Below are 15,876 nucleotides of genomic sequence, written 5' to 3'. Positions count from 1 at the left end.
AGGGCTGGCCGGGACGTTCACCGCATCCACCTGATCGAGAGTCTCTTATGTTTCCCGAAAGCTTTACCTTTTCCATCGCCGACTGGGTCAACGGTTGGGTCGACGCCCTGGTGACAAATTATGGCGATGTGTTCCGGCACATCTCCGACACCTTGCTGTGGGCCATCGTCAATCTTGAAGGCTTGCTGCGCCTGGCGCCCTGGTGGCTGATGCTGGCGATTGTCGGTGGCGTTGCCTGGCACGCGACCCGCAAGGTCGTGGCCACGGCGGTGATCGTCGGCCTGCTGTTCCTGGTCGGCGCGGTGGGTCTGTGGGACAAACTGATGCAGACCCTCGCCCTGATGCTGGTGGCGACGCTGATCTCGGTATTGATCGGCATCCCGTTGGGCATTCTATCGGCGCGCAGCAATCGCCTGCGTTCGGTGCTGATGCCGCTGTTGGACATCATGCAGACCATGCCGAGCTTCGTGTACCTGATTCCGGTGTTGATGCTGTTCGGCCTGGGCAAGGTCCCGGCGATTTTCGCCACGGTGATCTACGCCGCGCCGCCACTGATTCGCCTCACCGACCTGGGCATTCGCCAGGTGGACGGCGAAGTGATGGAAGCCATCAACGCCTTCGGCGCCAACCGCTGGCAGCAGCTGTTCGGCGTGCAACTGCCCCTGGCCCTGCCGAGCATCATGGCCGGGATCAACCAGACCACCATGATGGCCCTGTCGATGGTCGTCATCGCCTCGATGATCGGCGCCCGTGGCCTGGGTGAAGACGTGCTGGTGGGCATCCAGACTCTCAACGTCGGACGCGGCCTGGAAGCCGGTCTGGCTATCGTGATTCTCGCTGTGGTCATCGACCGCATTACCCAGGCCTATGGTCGTCCTCGGCATGAGGTGAGCAAATGAGCAACGCAGCCATCAGCAAGATCGAAGTCAAAAACGTCTTCAAGATTTTTGGTAACCGCTCCACCGAAGCCCTGGAGCTGATCCGCCGGAACAAGACCAAGGACCAGGTCCTGGCCGAAACCGGTTGCGTGGTCGGTGTGAACGACTTATCGCTGAGCATCGGCACTGGCGAGATCTTTGTGATCATGGGCTTGTCCGGGTCCGGTAAATCCACTCTGGTGCGGCACTTCAACCGGCTGATCGACCCCACCAGCGGGGTGATCCTGGTGGACGGCGAAGACATCCTGCAACTGGACATGAACGCCTTGCGTGAATTCCGCCGGCACAAGATCAGCATGGTGTTCCAGAGCTTCGGCCTGCTGCCCCACAAGAACGTGCTGGACAACGTCGCCTACGGCTTGAAGGTGCGCGGCGAGAGCAAGCAGGTATGCGCCGAGCGCGCGCTGCACTGGATCAACACCGTGGGCCTGAAAGGCTACGAGAACAAATACCCGCACCAGCTCTCCGGTGGCATGCGTCAGCGCGTGGGCCTGGCCCGGGCCTTGGCGGCCGACACCGACATCATCCTGATGGACGAAGCCTTTAGCGCCCTCGACCCGCTGATCCGCGCCGAAATGCAGGACCAGTTGCTGGAGCTGCAGAAGACCCTGCACAAGACCATCGTCTTCATCACCCACGACCTCGACGAGGCCGTGCGTATCGGTAACCGCATCGCGATCCTCAAGGACGGCAAGCTGATCCAGGTCGGCACGCCGAGAGAGATCCTGCACTCGCCGGCGGATGAGTATGTCGATCGGTTCGTGCAACGCAGGGCTGCGGTGGTTTAGAGAAATCTGGTGACTGGGCGGGCCTCTTCGCGAGCAAGCCCGCTCCCACAGGGGACCACATTCCAATGTGGGAGCGGGCTTGCTCGCGAAGGCGTCAGTAAAGCTGCATCAATGTTCAGGTTGTAAGCATGAGGTTAAAGATGTCCCAGGCTGAAAAAATCATCATCGCCGACACCCCGCTGCGCTGGCAGGACGTGGTCGCCGTCGCCCGCTTCGGGGCCGAGCTCGAGCTGTCGGCCCAGGCCTGGGCGCGGATCGACAATGCCCAGGCCATCGTGCAGCGCATCGTTGAAAGCGGCGAGCGCGCCTATGGCGTCAACACTGGCCTGGGGGCTTTGTGCAATGTCTCGCTCAAGGACGAACAACTCAGCCAGCTGTCGCGCAACACGCTGCTTAGCCACGCCTGCGGGGTAGGTGCGCCGTTGGCCGATGAACAGACCCGGGCGATTCTCTGCGCCGCCATTCTCAACTACAGCCAGGGCAAGTCCGGCATTCATCGGCGGGTGGTCGAGGCGTTGCTGGCGCTGCTCAATCGCGGCATCACCCCGCAAGTGCCGTCTCAGGGCTCGGTGGGTTACCTGACCCATATGGCCCACATCAGCATTGCGCTGCTGGGTGTCGGCCAGGTGAGCTATCGCGGGCAAATCGTCCCGGCGCAACAAGCCCTGGCCGCGGAAGGTCTGCAACCGGTGCAACTGGGCGCCAAGGACGGTTTGTGCCTGGTCAACGGCACGCCTTGCATGACCGGGCTCAGTTGCCTGGCCCTGGCCGATGCGACGCGACTGGTGCAATGGGCCGATGTGATCGGTGCCATGAGCTTCGAGGCCCAGCGTGGCCAGATCGCGGCGTTCGACGCCGAGATCATCGCCCTCAAGCCGCACCCTGGCATGCAACAGGTCGGAGTCAATCTGCGGGCCTTGCTCGACGGCAGCGAAGTCATTGCTTCGAGCCTGGGCATTCGCACCCAGGATGCGTTGAGCATTCGCTCGATTCCCCAGGTGCACGGCGCCGCTCGTGATCAGTTGGCCCATGCGCGGCAACAGATCGAAACCGAACTCAACGCCACCACCGACAACCCGCTGTTGCTCGGCACGCCGGACAATTTCCGGGTGATGTCCCAGGCCAATCCCCACGGCCAATCGGTGGCGATGGCTGCCGACCTGCTGACGATTGCCATGGCGGAAATCGGCTCCATCGCCGAGCGTCGGCTCGACCGGCTGATCAACCCACACGTCAGCGGACTGCCGGCGTTCCTGGTGGCCAATCCTGGCGTGAACTCGGGGATGATGATCGTGCAGTATGTCGCCGCCTCGCTGTGCGCGGAAAATCGCCAGTTGGCGCAGCCGGCGGTAGTCGACAACTTCGTCACCTCGGGCTTGCAGGAAGACCACCTGAGCATGGGCACCAATGCCGCGCTGAAACTGCACCGGGCGCTGGAAAACTGTACGCAGATCCTCGCCATCGAGTACCTGCTGGCGGCCCAGGCCTTTGAATTTCTCAAGACGCAACGCTTCGGTGCCGGCACCGACGTTGCCTGGAAGCTGCTGCGCGGGCGCGTCCCGGCCTATGACCAGGATCGTTGGCTGGCTCCGGATATCGCCAGCGCCGCCGCGCTGCTGAAAGAACCGGCCGTGCTGCACAACGCCTTACCGAATTTGAATTGATCAAAAAACCGCCAGCGTGCCAAGGCATCCATCGCCCATGAAGCGAGGATGACGGATAACGGAACATTCCGGAGCGACTGGCGGGTGAATAACAACACTCTCAAAAGGAGCATGAAATGACAGCTTTGAACCTGATCCCCGGCCAACTGAGCCTGGCTCAGTTGCGTGAGATCTATCAGCACCCGGTGACCTTGAGCCTCGATGCCAGCGCTTCGGCGCAGATCGAAGCCAGTGTCGCGTGCGTGGAGCAGATCCTCGCCGAGAATTGCACCGCCTATGGCATCAACACCGGTTTTGGTCTGCTGGCCTCGACCCGCATCGCCAGCGAAGACCTGGAAAATCTGCAACGCTCCCTGGTGTTGTCCCATGCCGCCGGCGTGGGCGAGCCGATCAGCGATGCGCTGGTGCGGTTGATCATGGTGCTCAAGGTCAACAGTCTGAGCCGGGGTTTTTCCGGCATCCGCCGGCAGGTAATCGATGCGCTGATCGCGCTGGTCAATGCCGAGGTTTATCCGCACATTCCGCTCAAGGGCTCGGTGGGTGCATCCGGCGACCTGGCGCCGCTGGCCCACATGTCCCTGGTGTTGCTGGGCGAGGGCAAGGCTCGCTACAAAGGTGAATGGCTGCCGGCCGTCGAGGCGCTGAAAGTCGCTGGCCTCGCACCGCTGACGCTGGCGGCCAAAGAGGGCCTGGCACTGCTCAACGGCACCCAGGTGTCCACCGCGTTCGCCCTGCGCGGCCTGTTCGAAGGCGAGGACCTGTTCGCCGGCGCCCTGGCCCTGGGCAGTCTGACGGTGGAAGCGGTGCTGGGTTCGCGTTCGCCATTCGATGCGCGCATCCACGCTGCCCGCGGTCAGAAAGGCCAGATCGACGCCGCCGCCGCGTATCGCGACCTGTTGGGCGAGCGCAGCGAAGTCTCCGACTCGCACCAGAACTGCGACAAGGTCCAGGACCCATACTCGTTGCGCTGCCAGCCGCAAGTGATGGGCGCCTGCCTGACCCAGTTCCGCCAGGCTGCCGAAGTTCTGGTGATCGAAGCCAACGCCGTGTCGGATAACCCGTTGGTGTTCGCCGCCGAAGGCGACGTGATTTCCGGTGGCAACTTCCACGCCGAGCCAGTGGCGATGGCTGCCGACAACATGGCCCTGGCGATTGCCGAAATCGGCTCCCTGAGCGAGCGCCGCATCTCGTTGATGATGGACAAGCATATGTCGCAACTGCCGCCATTCCTGGTGGGCAATGGCGGGGTGAACTCAGGCTTCATGATCGCCCAGGTCACTGCTGCCGCCCTGGCCAGTGAGAACAAGGCACTGGCCCACCCTCATTCGGTGGACAGTCTGCCGACCTCGGCCAACCAGGAAGACCACGTCTCCATGGCCCCGGCCGCTGGCAAGCGCCTGTGGGAAATGGCGGAAAACACCCGTGGGATCCTGGCGGTGGAATGGCTGGCGGCGTGCCAGGGACTGGACCTGCGCGGCGGCTTGAAAACCTCTGCGAAGCTGGAGCAGGCCCGCAGCCTGCTGCGCAAGGCGGTGCCGTTTTATGAGAAAGACCGCTTCTTTGCGCCGGACATCAATGCCGCCAGCGAGTTATTGGCGAGCCGGTGCCTGAACGAGCTGGTCACAGCACAATTGTTGCCGAGCCTGTAACGGCCTCATCGCGAGCAGGCTCGCTCCCACAAGGATTCGATGTTGAGCCCCATTTTGATTGACACCAGAGAGCCCTGTGGGAGCGGGCTTGCTCGCGAAAGCGCAGGGTCAGCTTGCACCAATGTCGTCTGTGCCACCGTCTTCGCGAGCAAGCCCGCTCCCACAGGTTCCGTGCGGTTCTTGTGGGAGCGAGCCTGCTCGCGATTCGATTTTGAATGAAACGAGGAGACTCGGGATGAAAACCCTCTGGCAGAACTGCCACGCCGCCACCATGGCCCAGGGCGTCTACTCGATCATCGAAGACGCCGCCATTGTCACCCAGGGCGAACATATCCAATGGATCGGCCCCCGTGCCCAGTTGCCGGCCGGCGACTACCCGGCAGTCCACGACCTCAAGGGCGCCTGGGTCACGCCGGGACTGATCGACTGCCACACCCACACGGTGTTCGGCGGCAATCGCAGCGGTGAGTTCGAGCAGCGCCTGCAAGGTGTCAGCTACGCCGAAATTGCGGCCACCGGCGGGGGCATCGCCAGCACCGTGCGCGCTACCCGCGCCGCCAGCGAAGACGAGCTGTTCGCCAGCGCCGCCAGACGCCTGAAGAGCCTGATGCACGATGGCGTAACCACCGTAGAAATCAAGTCCGGCTACGGTTTGAACCTGGTCAATGAGCGCAAGATGTTGCGGGTGATCCGCCGCCTCGGCGCCGAGCTGCCGGTCAGCGTACGCAGCACTTGCCTGGCGGCCCATGCGTTGCCGCCGGAATACAACGAGCGCGCCGACGATTACATCGAACATATCTGCACCGAGATGCTCCCGGCCCTGGCGGCCGAGGGGCTGGTGGACGCTGTAGATGCTTTTTGTGAGTACCTGGCGTTCTCCCCGGCACAGGTCGAGCGAGTATTCGTCACCGCGCAACGACTGGGCCTACCGGTGAAGCTGCACGCCGAGCAACTGTCGTCGCTGCATGGCTCAAGCCTGGCCGCCCGTTATCAGGCGCTGTCTGCCGATCATCTGGAATTCATGACCGAGGATGACGTCCAGGCCATGGCAGAAGCCGGCACGGTGGCCGTGTTATTGCCGGGGGCGTTTTATTTCCTGCGCGAAACCCAACTGCCGCCGATGGACGCCTTGCGCAAGCACGGCGTGAAAATCGCCGTGGCCAGCGACCTCAACCCCGGCACCTCGCCGGCGCTGTCGTTGCGCTTGATGCTGAACATGGCCTGCACTTGTTTGCGCATGACCCCGGAAGAAGCCCTCGCCGGGGTGACGATTCATGCCGCGCAGGCCTTGGGCATGGCCCGGACCCACGGTTCGCTGGAGGCCGGCAAGGTGGCGGACTTCGTTGCCTGGCACATCGACCGCCCCGCCGACCTTGCGTACTGGCTCGGCGGCGAACTGGAAAAACGCGTCGTGCGTCACGGCGTTGAACTCGATTGAGGAGAACGGTTTTGGAGAAGGTCCTGAATTTCAAGCAAGGGCGCGTACCGCTGCTGATCAGCATGCCTCACGCGGGCCTGCGTCTGACTCCGGCGGTACAGGCCGGGTTGATTCCCGAGGCCCAGAGCTTGCCGGACACCGACTGGCACATCCCCCGGCTCTATGACTTCGCCGCCGAGCTGGGTGCCAGTACGTTGTCCGCCGAGTATTCCCGGTTCGTCGTCGACCTGAACCGCCCATCGGACGACAAGCCGATGTACGTCGGCGCCACCACCGGTCTGTACCCGGCGACCCTTTTCAACGGCGTGCCGTTGTTTCGCGAAGGGCTGGAACCGTCAGCCGAAGAGCGGGCGACCTATTTGCAGCAGATCTGGATGCCATATCACCAGGCCTTGCAACAGGAACTTGCGCGACTCAGGGCCGAGTTCGGCTATGCGTTGCTGTTCGATGCCCACTCGATCCGCTCGGTGATCCCCCATCTGTTCGAGGGCAAGCTGCCGGACTTCAACCTCGGTACCTTCAACGGCGCCGCCTGCGACCCGATGCTTGCCGGCCAGCTCGAAGCCATCTGCGCCCGCCACGACGCGTACACCCACGTGCTCAATGGACGGTTCAAGGGCGGACACATCACGCGGCATTACGGCAACCCCGCCGAACACATCCACGCGGTGCAACTGGAACTGTGCCAGAGCACCTATATGGAAGAGTTCGAACCGTTCAACTACCGGCCCGACCTGGCTGAGCCGACCCAGGTGGTGCTCAGGGAACTGCTTGAGGGCTTGTTGGCGTGGGGATGCCAGGCTTACAAGCGCTAACCCGTGGGGGCAGGGCTTGCTCTCCCATGCCTTACCCCTCGACATGTTTTGACTGCCAGGGGACATGCTCATTAAGGTGATTCGGGTTTATGATGCCGGACGGCAGACTAAATAGAAGTCCCCACAGGGATGAATCGACCCCTTACGGAGCGCGCAATGCAGACTTTGTACCCGCAGATCAAACCCTATGCCCGGCACGATCTGGCTGTCGATGACACGCATACGCTCTATGTCGACGAAAGCGGTTCACCGGAAGGTCTTCCGGTGGTGTTCATCCATGGCGGCCCGGGGTCGGGTTGCGATGCGCAGAGCCGTTGCTACTTCGATCCGAACCTGTACCGCATCGTCACCTTCGACCAGCGTGGTTGTGGTCGCTCCACTCCCCATGCCAGCCTGGAAAACAATACGACCTGGGACCTGGTCGAAGACCTGGAGCGCATCCGTAAGCATCTGGGCATCGATAAATGGGTGCTGTTCGGCGGCTCCTGGGGCTCGACCCTGGCCCTGGCCTACGCCCAGACCCATCCGGAACGGGTACACGGCCTGATCTTGCGTGGGATCTTTCTCTGCCGTCCGCAGGAAATCGAATGGTTCTATCAGGCCGGCGCCAGCCGCCTGTTTCCCGACTACTGGCAGGACTACATCGCGCCCATTCCCCCGGAGGAGCGCGACGACCTGCTCAGCGCCTTCCACAAACGCCTGACCGGTAACGATCAGATCGCCCAGATGCACGCGGCCAAGGCCTGGTCCATCTGGGAGGGCCGGACGGCGACCCTGCGCCCGAACCCGCTGGTGGTCGACCGTTTCTCCGAACCGCAGCGGGCGTTGTCGATCGCCCGTATCGAATGTCACTACTTCACCAATAACGCGTTCCTCGAGCCCAACCAGCTGATTCGCGACATGGGCAAGATCGCCCATTTGCCAGGGATCATCGTGCACGGTCGCTACGACGTGATCTGCCCGCTGGACAACGCCTGGGAACTGCACCAGAACTGGCCCAACAGCGAGCTCCAGGTCATCCGCGATGCCGGCCATGCCGCTTCGGAGCCGGGCATTACCGATGCGTTGGTGCGCGCCGCCGCGCAGATGGCCCGGCGCCTGCTCGACCTGCCGCCCGAAGAAGCATGAAGGGCCTGTTGCAACGGGTTCGCGGCGCCCGGGTCGAGGTCGGGGCAGAGGTCGTGGGCGCCGTGGATCAGGGCTTGCTGGTGCTGGTGGCGGTCGAGCCCGAGGACACCCGTGCCAGCGCCGACAAGCTTTTGCACAAGCTGCTCAATTATCGGGTGTTCAGTGATGCCGAAGGCAAGATGAACCTGTCCCTGGCGGACGTCGGTGGCGGGCTGCTGCTGGTTTCACAGTTCACCCTGGCGGCGGACACCAAAAGCGGCTTGCGGCCGAGTTTTTCGACGGCTGCACCGCCAGCCTTGGGCGAAGAGTTGTTCAACTATCTCGTCACCCAGGCGAAACAGGTGCATAGCATTGTGGCATCAGGTAGATTCGGCGCCGACATGCAAGTGCATCTGGTCAATGATGGCCCGGTAACCTTTTTGTTACAGGTCTGAAAGCGTTTGAAACACCTTTTCGGTCCGATTTCGAGGCTAAACAGGGAGTTTTCTCGATAAATACTTTGTTGTCCCTGATGCGTTGTCACGCGGCCTGCTAGATAATCGCGCGCTACGGGGGATCGGCGTTCGCCGGTCCATTTGACTTAGGTAGAGACTTGTCCTGGACCGTTTGGGGAATCATTTTGTCCCATCGGAGTCGGAACAATGCTCGCCAACTTGGCAAGAGTGCTTCGCAAGGTCGGTTTTTCAATGCCGTTACCAAGCGGATACCTTAACTGGCCGTTGGTTTTTTGATCTGTTTTCGGCGAGGGTTGCTCGTGATTGTTAGTCCCTGTAATGCACCAAAAATGTCTGCCAAACGGTTTAGAAACGCTCTGGTAGCGGGTTCTGCCCTGTTGTGCCTGCTCGGCGCGGGCCAACTGTGGGCATTCAGCCTGGATGATGTATCGGCGAAGGCTCAGGAACTGGCCGGGCAAAAATTCGAAGTCCCGCGCAGCAACCTGCCAAACGAATTTCGCGATATGAAGTTCGCCGACTATCAGAAAATCCGTTTCCGCACCGAAAAAGCTGAGTGGGCTGACCAAAAGACACCATTCAGGCTGTCGTTCTATCACCAGGGCATGCATTTCGACACACCGGTGAAAATCAACGAGATCACCGCGACTAACGTCGAAGAGATCAAGTATGACCCGACGCGCTTCGATTTCGGTGACGTGCAGTTCGATCCAAAGGCCACCGAACAGCTGGGCTACGCGGGTTTCCGCGTGCTGTACCCCATCAACAAGGCCGACAAGCAAGACGAAATCATGACCATGCTGGGCGCGAGCTATTTCCGTGTCATTGGCAAGGGCCAGACTTATGGCTTGTCCGCTCGTGGCATGGCCATCGACACCGCCTTGCCATCCGGCGAGGAATTCCCGCGTTTCCGTGAGTTCTGGATCCAGCGTCCGAAACCGACCGACAAGCACCTGGTGATCTTTGCCCTGCTGGACTCGCCACGGGCCACCGGCGCCTATCGCCTGACCCTGCGTCCAGGCACCGATACCGTGGTCGATGTGAAGGCACGGATGTTCCTGCGTGATCGTGTCAGCAAGCTGGGCGTTGCCCCGCTCACGAGCATGTTCCTGTTCGGCGCCAACCAGCCGTCCAAGGTGCTCAATTATCGCCGCGAGCTGCACGACTCCAATGGCCTGTCGATCCATGCCGGCAACGGCGAATGGATCTGGCGTCCGCTGAACAACCCGAAACACTTGGCCGTGAGCAACTTCTCGGTAGAAAACCCGCGTGGTTTCGGCCTGCTGCAACGTGGCCGCGACTTCAGCCAATACGAAGACCTGGACGATCGCTACGACAAGCGTCCGAGCGCCTGGATCGAACCCAAAGGCGACTGGGGCAAGGGCACTGTGGATCTGGTAGAGATTCCGACCGCCGATGAAACCAACGACAACATCGTTGCCTTCTGGAGTCCGGAAAAACTGCCTGAGCCTGGTCAGCCGCTGGACTTCTCCTACCGCCTGCACTGGACCCTCGACGAGGCCAGCCTGCATTCGCCGGACAGCGCCTGGGTCAAGCAGACCCTGCGTTCCACCGGTGACGTGAAACAGTCCAACCTGATCCGCCAGCCGGACGGCAGTGTGGCCTACCTGGTGGATTTCGAAGGGCCTTCCCTGCAAGCGCTGCCGGAAGATGCAGAAGTGCGCAGCCAGGTGAGCGTCGGCGACAACGCCGAGGTCGTCGAGAACAACGTTCGCTACAACCCTGAAACCAAGGGCTGGCGCCTGACCTTGCGCCTGAAGGTCAAGGATCCTAAACAGGCTACCGAAATGCGTGCGGCGCTGGTCCGTCCGCTGACGCCTGTCGAAGCCCCTGCCGCGTCGCATGCCGTGACTACGACCCTTGCCAAGGCAGACAAGGTCGCCAAGCAGCAGAGCGAAAAAGAGAAAGAAAAAGAGCAGCAGCAAGCCAAAGAAGAAGCCAAGGCCGTCAAGGCGTCCACCGCCGTAGAGGCGACCCCAACCCCGCAGGAACCGGAACCGACTGAACAAGTCCTGACCGAAACCTGGAGCTATCAGTTGCCAGCCGATGAGTAATACGCCAGTACAGCCAGAGACGCTCAGCGAATACCTGGCCCATTTGCCAATGACCGACGAGCAGCGCGCCGAGCTGGCGGGCTGCTCATCCTTCAGCGAACTGCACCAGCGGCTTTCGTCCTCGACCTTCGATGAGCCCGGCGAAGCGGCGCAGGCTTCAGTGGGGCGTCGTCTGACCTTGAGCACAGCCGAGGAGCTGGAGGACGCCGAAATGCTGGCGCTCGACGCCAGTGGTCGGGTGTGCCTGAAGGCGACACCACCGATTCGACGGACCAAAGTCGTGCCGGAGCCCTGGCGCACCAATATCCTGGTGCGTGCGTGGCGGCGTATTACCGGCCGTACCAACCCGCCGAGGCCACCGAAGGACGCCCGCGTGCTGCCCGAAGCGCGCTGGCGTACCGTGGGCTCGACGCGGCGCTACATCCTGTTGCTGCTGATGCTCGGCCAGACCATTGTCGCCGGTTGGTACATGAAAGGCATCATGCCGTATCAGGGCTGGTCGCTCGTGGACCTGGACGAAGTCCTGCACCAGCCGTTGTCGCAAACCGCCACGCAAGTGCTGCCGTATGCGCTGCAGACCAGCATCCTGATCCTGTTCGGCATTCTGTTCTGCTGGGTATCGGCCGGTTTCTGGACCGCCCTGATGGGCTTCCTGGAACTGCTCACCGGACGCGACAAGTACCGTATCTCCGGGGCCAGTGCCGGCAACGAGCCGATCCCCAAGGACGCCCGTACCGCGCTGGTCATGCCGATCTGCAACGAAGATGTGCCTCGGGTGTTTGCCGGTTTGCGGGCAACCTTCGAGTCGGTAGCCGCCACTGGCGACCTGGATCGTTTCGATTTCTTCGTGCTCAGCGACAGTAACGAAACCGACATCTGCGTGGCCGAGCAGCAAGCCTGGCTGGACGTCTGCCGCGAGGCTGGCGGCTTCGGCAAGATCTTCTACCGTCGTCGCCGTCGTCGCGTGAAGCGCAAGAGCGGTAACCTCGACGATTTCTGCCGTCGTTGGGGCAGCGATTACAAGTACATGGTCGTGCTTGATGCCGACAGCGTCATGAGCGGCGAATGCCTGACCAGCCTGGTGCGCCTGATGGAAGCCACGCCGGACGCCGGCATCATCCAGACCGCGCCGAAGGCTTCGGGCATGGACACGCTGTATGCGCGCATGCAGCAATTCGCGACACGGGTCTACGGTCCGCTGTTCACCGCCGGCCTGCACTTCTGGCAGTTGGGCGAATCCCATTACTGGGGACACAATGCGATCATCCGCATGAAGCCCTTCATCGAGCATTGCGCCCTGGCGCCATTGCCCGGCAAAGGTGCCTTCGCCGGTGCGATCCTGTCCCACGACTTCGTCGAAGCGGCACTGATGCGCCGTGCCGGCTGGGGCGTGTGGATTGCCTATGACCTGCCGGGCAGCTATGAGGAATTGCCGCCGAACCTGCTGGACGAACTCAAGCGTGACCGTCGCTGGTGCCACGGCAACCTGATGAACTTCCGGCTCTTCCTGGTCAAGGGCATGCACCCGGTACACCGTGCGGTGTTCCTGACCGGGGTGATGTCCTACCTGTCGGCGCCCCTGTGGTTCTTCTTCCTGGTGTTGTCCACCGCGCTGCTGGCGGTCAATACGCTGATGGAGCCGCAGTACTTCCTCGAACCGCGCCAGTTGTATCCGCTATGGCCGCAATGGCATCCGGAGAAGGCCATCGCGCTGTTCTCGACGACCATCGTGCTGCTGTTCCTGCCCAAGCTGCTCAGTGTCGTGCTGATCTGGGCCAAGGGCGCGAAGGAGTTCGGTGGCAAGTTCAAGGTGACGCTGTCGATGTTGCTGGAGATGCTGTTCTCCATGCTGCTGGCACCGGTCCGGATGATCTTCCACACCCGTTTCGTATTGGCCGCGTTCCTCGGCTGGGCCGCCACCTGGAACTCGCCGAAACGTGACGACGACTCGACGCCCTGGAGCGAAGCGGTCAAGCGCCACGGTCCGCAGACCTTGCTGGGCTTCCTCTGGGCATTGCTGGTGATCTGGCTGAACCCCAGCTTCCTGTGGTGGCTGGTGCCGATCGTCGGCTCGCTGATGCTGTCGATCCCGGTCTCGGTGATCTCCAGCCGCGTGGGCCTGGGCTTGAAGTCGCGCGATGAAAGCCTGTTCCTGATCCCGGAGGAATACGCTCCGCCACAGGAACTGCTGTCGACCGACCAGTATGCCCATGAGAACCGCTGGCATGCGCTGAACGACGGTTTCATTAGGGCGGTCGTCGACCCACAGCAAAACGCCTTGGCGTATGCCTTGGCCACATCGCGGCACGGCAAGGCCGAGCCGATCGAATGGCTGCGGGGCGAACGCGTTCGCCATGCCTTGAAGGTTGGTCCGGCCGGCCTCAGCAATGCCGAGCGCCTGGCGCTGTTGAGCGACCCGGTGGCCCTGTCCCGCCTGCATGAGCAGGTCTGGAGCGAGAGCCATCCCGAGTGGCTGGCAGCGTGGCGTGAGTCGGTCAATGCCGATCCTCATGCGCCGTTGCTACCGCTTCAGCCGGTCAGTGCCCAGCCTCAACTGGCCTGATGCACAAAAAGCCCCGCTTCTGAAAGGAAGCGGGGCTTTTTGTTGGGTCTAGGATTTGGAGCGCACCGGTGGATGTGGCGAGGGAAACCATCCCTTCGCCACATCCGCACCTGGCTTCCCCTGGCCAGTCAGACTATGGTCGAGGGTCGACGCTATCCAGCGCCCGGTTTGCCAGCAAACTACCGAGCTCGATCAGTTGCTGGATGCCCAAGGCAACATGGCATTCACCATACATCCCTGTGGGAGCGGGCTTGCTCGCGAAAGCGGTGGGTCGGTTTGCGGGGGATGTTGGATGTGCCGGCATCTTCACGGGCGAGCACGCTTCCCATAGGAGGAACCGGGCAAGGGCGCCCAGGACGGGCGCCTCGCTACGAGGGGATCAGACCTTGAATCGCCCCACCAGCGTCTGCAAGTGCACGCCCAATCGCGCCAGTTCGGCACTGGAGGCTGCGGTTTCTTCGCTGGACGATGCCGTTTGCTCCGAGACATCGCGCACGTTGAGCACGCTGCGGTTGATCTCCTCGGCCACGGCGCTCTGCTGCTCGGCGGCGGCAGCGATCTGCTGGTTCATCGACTGGATGGCCGAGACCGTGCGGGTAATGTTCTCCAGGGAACCGCCGGCGCGGCGGGTCAGTTCGACGCTGCTGTCGGTCAGGCTGCGGCTGTTGTCCATGATGGTCGCGACCTGCTCGGTGCCGTTCTGCAGCCCCAGAATCAGCTCTTCGATTTCCTCGGTGGACTTCTGGGTGCGCTGGGCCAGGCTGCGGACTTCATCGGCGACCACCGCGAAACCACGCCCGGCTTCACCGGCGCGGGCGGCCTCGATGGCTGCGTTGAGCGCCAGCAGGTTGGTCTGCTGGGCCACGGACTTGATCACGTCCAGCACGCTGCCGATCTTGTCGCTTTCGCGCTTCAAGTCGCCCATGGCGGCGGTGGAGTTGCCGACTTCCAGCGCCAGACGCTCGATCTGGGCGATGGCTTCGCCCACCACCTTGTCGCCTTCACGAGCCTGCTGGTCGGCGGCGACGGCTGCCTCCGAGGCTTCCTCGGCGTTGCGTGCCACTTCCTGCACCGTGGCGGTCATTTCGTGCATGGCGGTGGCAACCTGATCGGTCTCCACTTTCTGGCTGTTGACGCCGGCGCTGGTTTGCTCGGTCACGGCCGAAAGCTGTTCGGCGGCGCTGGCGATCTGAGTGACGCCTTCGCCGATGCCCCCGATCAGTTGCCGAAGGCCCACGGTCATGCTTTGCATGGCCCGTTGCAGCTGGCCGAGTTCGTCGCGGCGATCGGAGGTGAGGTTGTGGGTCAGGTCACCGGCGGCCACGCGTTCGGCCACCGTCAGCGTCTGGGCCAGCGGGCCGACGATCTGCCGGGTAATGAAGGTGGCGGCAATCACCCCGAACAGCAACGCCAACGCGGCAGCGGCAATCAGGACGGTCTTGGCCTGGGCCGCGTCGTGGTCACGCACGGCGGTCTGGGATACGGTCAGTTTCTGGCTGGCGTCGATCAACACCTGGCCCTGCTCGGTCATGCGCTGTTGCGCGGCGGCGTTGTCGATCTGCGAGTCGCGGAACTGGGCCACGGCCGCGCGATAGAGATTGAACGAGTCGTTGGCCTGCTGCAGGTTGGCGGCGTGTTCGGCTGGCAACTGATCGGGCAGGCGTGCAAGCAGCTTCAGGACGTTATCGATGGCATCGAGGGCAGGTTGCTGGGCATCGCTCTTGCCACTGTAGGTGTAGCCGCGAACCTGGTAGCGCGCTTGCTGGATCGCTTTACTCAGGGTGACCACGCTATTGAACTGAGTGACATCGCCGGCTTGCAACGCCGCTTTCTCCACTTCGGCGACGCGGGCCACGGCGTTGTCGGCGCTGGCGCCCAGCTTGCTGCGTGCATCTTCACGGTTGACGGTGGCGCGGGTCATCAGGGCAAAGGCGCCCTTGTATTCGGCGACGGCGGCCAGTTGCTTGTCGATCAGCGCCACATCGGCCGATTGTTCGATCAACTGGCGGGCGGTATTGAGCCCGGCTTCCAGCTTGCCAAGCAGGTCGTTGACCTGCTGCGGCCCTTTCTCGCCCCGTGTGGTGTTGTAGTCGATGCTCGCCAGGTTCAGGTCCTTGCTCAAGTCGTTGAGACTGGCAATGAACCCCAGCTTGTCGCCTCGGCTGATGACATTGCCCAGGCTGCTCCAGCCGGTGAAGGCAATCATCAACGTGAGGAACAGCACCAGGCCAAAGCCTGCGCCGAGTTTGCGATTAACGCTTACATTTCCAAGCCATCGGAACATGCTGTCACTCCCCTGGAGCATCGAATTGGTTTTATGGGGACTGTATCGGCGGTTCGGGAGGGATCTGTAGAAATGAACTGAA

The 15,876-nt window shown here is 62.3% G+C and carries 11 protein-coding genes and 1 pseudogene; 10 read left to right on the top strand and 2 right to left on the bottom strand.

The features are described 5' to 3' along the window. Nucleotides 1-47: 47 nt before the first annotated feature. The 10 genes from AD666_RS04015 (at nt 48) to mdoH (ending at nt 13,510) form a co-directional block, all read left to right on the top strand. Nucleotides 48-899, top strand: a complete 852-nt coding sequence (locus AD666_RS04015) for a proline/glycine betaine ABC transporter permease (RefSeq protein WP_053147803.1) — start codon at nt 48-50, stop codon at nt 897-899. Continuing rightward, nucleotides 896-1,726 carry a glycine betaine/L-proline ABC transporter ATP-binding protein gene (locus AD666_RS04010; protein WP_053147802.1) on the top strand — a complete coding sequence of 277 codons (831 nt, stop codon included), beginning with the start codon at nt 896-898 and terminating at the stop codon, nt 1,724-1,726. Before AD666_RS04015 ends, AD666_RS04010 begins: the two co-directional genes overlap by 4 nt. Nucleotides 1,727-1,866: 140 nt before the next feature. Continuing rightward, nucleotides 1,867-3,390 carry a histidine ammonia-lyase gene (hutH, locus tag AD666_RS04005; protein ID WP_053147800.1) on the top strand — a complete coding sequence of 508 codons (1,524 nt, stop codon included), beginning with the start codon at nt 1,867-1,869 and terminating at the stop codon, nt 3,388-3,390. A 116-nt stretch (nt 3,391-3,506) separates the two neighbouring features. Continuing rightward, nucleotides 3,507-5,039, top strand: coding sequence for a histidine ammonia-lyase (gene hutH, locus AD666_RS04000; RefSeq protein ID WP_053147798.1), 1,533 nt, complete (start codon nt 3,507-3,509; stop codon nt 5,037-5,039). Nucleotides 5,040-5,274: 235 nt separating this feature from the next. Beyond that, nucleotides 5,275-6,477 (top strand): imidazolonepropionase, encoded by a 1,203-nt coding sequence (gene hutI / locus AD666_RS03995; protein ID WP_053147796.1) that lies wholly within the window; start codon nt 5,275-5,277, stop codon nt 6,475-6,477. Nucleotides 6,478-6,488: 11 nt separating this feature from the next. Next, the gene (gene hutG / locus AD666_RS03990) at nt 6,489-7,292 is read left to right on the top strand and encodes an N-formylglutamate deformylase (RefSeq protein ID WP_053147794.1); all 804 of its coding nucleotides are present in this window, start codon (nt 6,489-6,491) and stop codon (nt 7,290-7,292) included. A 156-nt stretch (nt 7,293-7,448) separates the two neighbouring features. After that, nucleotides 7,449-8,420, top strand: coding sequence for a prolyl aminopeptidase (pip, locus tag AD666_RS03985; protein ID WP_053147792.1), 972 nt, complete (start codon nt 7,449-7,451; stop codon nt 8,418-8,420). Then, nucleotides 8,417-8,854: a D-aminoacyl-tRNA deacylase gene (gene dtd, locus AD666_RS03980; RefSeq protein WP_053147790.1), complete on the top strand. Its 438-nt coding sequence runs from the start codon at nt 8,417-8,419 to the stop codon at nt 8,852-8,854. The genes pip and dtd overlap by 4 nt, the downstream gene beginning before the upstream one ends. A 350-nt stretch (nt 8,855-9,204) precedes the next feature. After that, nucleotides 9,205-10,947 (top strand): glucan biosynthesis protein G, encoded by a 1,743-nt coding sequence (locus AD666_RS03975; RefSeq protein ID WP_172679589.1) that lies wholly within the window; start codon nt 9,205-9,207, stop codon nt 10,945-10,947. Beyond that, complete coding sequence (gene mdoH, locus AD666_RS03970; RefSeq protein ID WP_053147786.1) at nt 10,940-13,510, top strand: glucans biosynthesis glucosyltransferase MdoH; 2,571 nt, start codon at nt 10,940-10,942, stop codon at nt 13,508-13,510. Before AD666_RS03975 ends, mdoH begins: the two co-directional genes overlap by 8 nt. A 133-nt stretch (nt 13,511-13,643) precedes the next feature. Here mdoH and AD666_RS26985 read toward each other — a convergent pair. Together AD666_RS26985 and AD666_RS03965 are read right to left on the bottom strand one after the other, a co-directional pair. Beyond that, a pseudogene (locus AD666_RS26985) lies at nt 13,644-13,730 on the bottom strand (DUF6124 family protein); the annotation flags it as partial. Nucleotides 13,731-13,889: 159 nt separating this feature from the next. Then, complete coding sequence (locus AD666_RS03965; RefSeq protein WP_053147784.1) at nt 13,890-15,794, bottom strand: methyl-accepting chemotaxis protein; 1,905 nt, start codon at nt 15,792-15,794, stop codon at nt 13,890-13,892. Nucleotides 15,795-15,876 lie beyond the last annotated feature (82 nt).

Source organism: Pseudomonas sp. Pf153, assembly GCF_001269775.1.
Classification (GTDB): Bacteria; Pseudomonadota; Gammaproteobacteria; order Pseudomonadales; family Pseudomonadaceae; genus Aquipseudomonas; species Aquipseudomonas uvaldensis.
This window is presented reverse-complemented; position numbering and strand designations above follow the sequence as displayed.

What these genes read in the sequence shown, in the direction of transcription:
- AD666_RS04015 (WP_053147803.1), top strand. Translation starts at nt 48, where the DNA reads ATGTTTCCCGAAAGCTTTACCTTTTCCATCGCCGACTGGGTCAACGGT.
- AD666_RS04010 (WP_053147802.1), top strand. Translation starts at nt 896, where the DNA reads ATGAGCAACGCAGCCATCAGCAAGATCGAAGTCAAAAACGTCTTCAAG.
- hutH (WP_053147800.1), top strand. Translation starts at nt 1,867, where the DNA reads ATGTCCCAGGCTGAAAAAATCATCATCGCCGACACCCCGCTGCGCTGG.
- hutH (WP_053147798.1), top strand. Translation starts at nt 3,507, where the DNA reads ATGACAGCTTTGAACCTGATCCCCGGCCAACTGAGCCTGGCTCAGTTG.
- hutI (WP_053147796.1), top strand. Translation starts at nt 5,275, where the DNA reads ATGAAAACCCTCTGGCAGAACTGCCACGCCGCCACCATGGCCCAGGGC.
- pip (WP_053147792.1), top strand. Translation starts at nt 7,449, where the DNA reads ATGCAGACTTTGTACCCGCAGATCAAACCCTATGCCCGGCACGATCTG.
- dtd (WP_053147790.1), top strand. Translation starts at nt 8,417, where the DNA reads ATGAAGGGCCTGTTGCAACGGGTTCGCGGCGCCCGGGTCGAGGTCGGG.
- AD666_RS03975 (WP_172679589.1), top strand. Translation starts at nt 9,205, where the DNA reads ATGTCTGCCAAACGGTTTAGAAACGCTCTGGTAGCGGGTTCTGCCCTG.
- mdoH (WP_053147786.1), top strand. Translation starts at nt 10,940, where the DNA reads ATGAGTAATACGCCAGTACAGCCAGAGACGCTCAGCGAATACCTGGCC.
- AD666_RS03965 (WP_053147784.1), bottom strand. Translation starts at nt 15,794, where the DNA reads ATGTTCCGATGGCTTGGAAATGTAAGCGTTAATCGCAAACTCGGCGCA.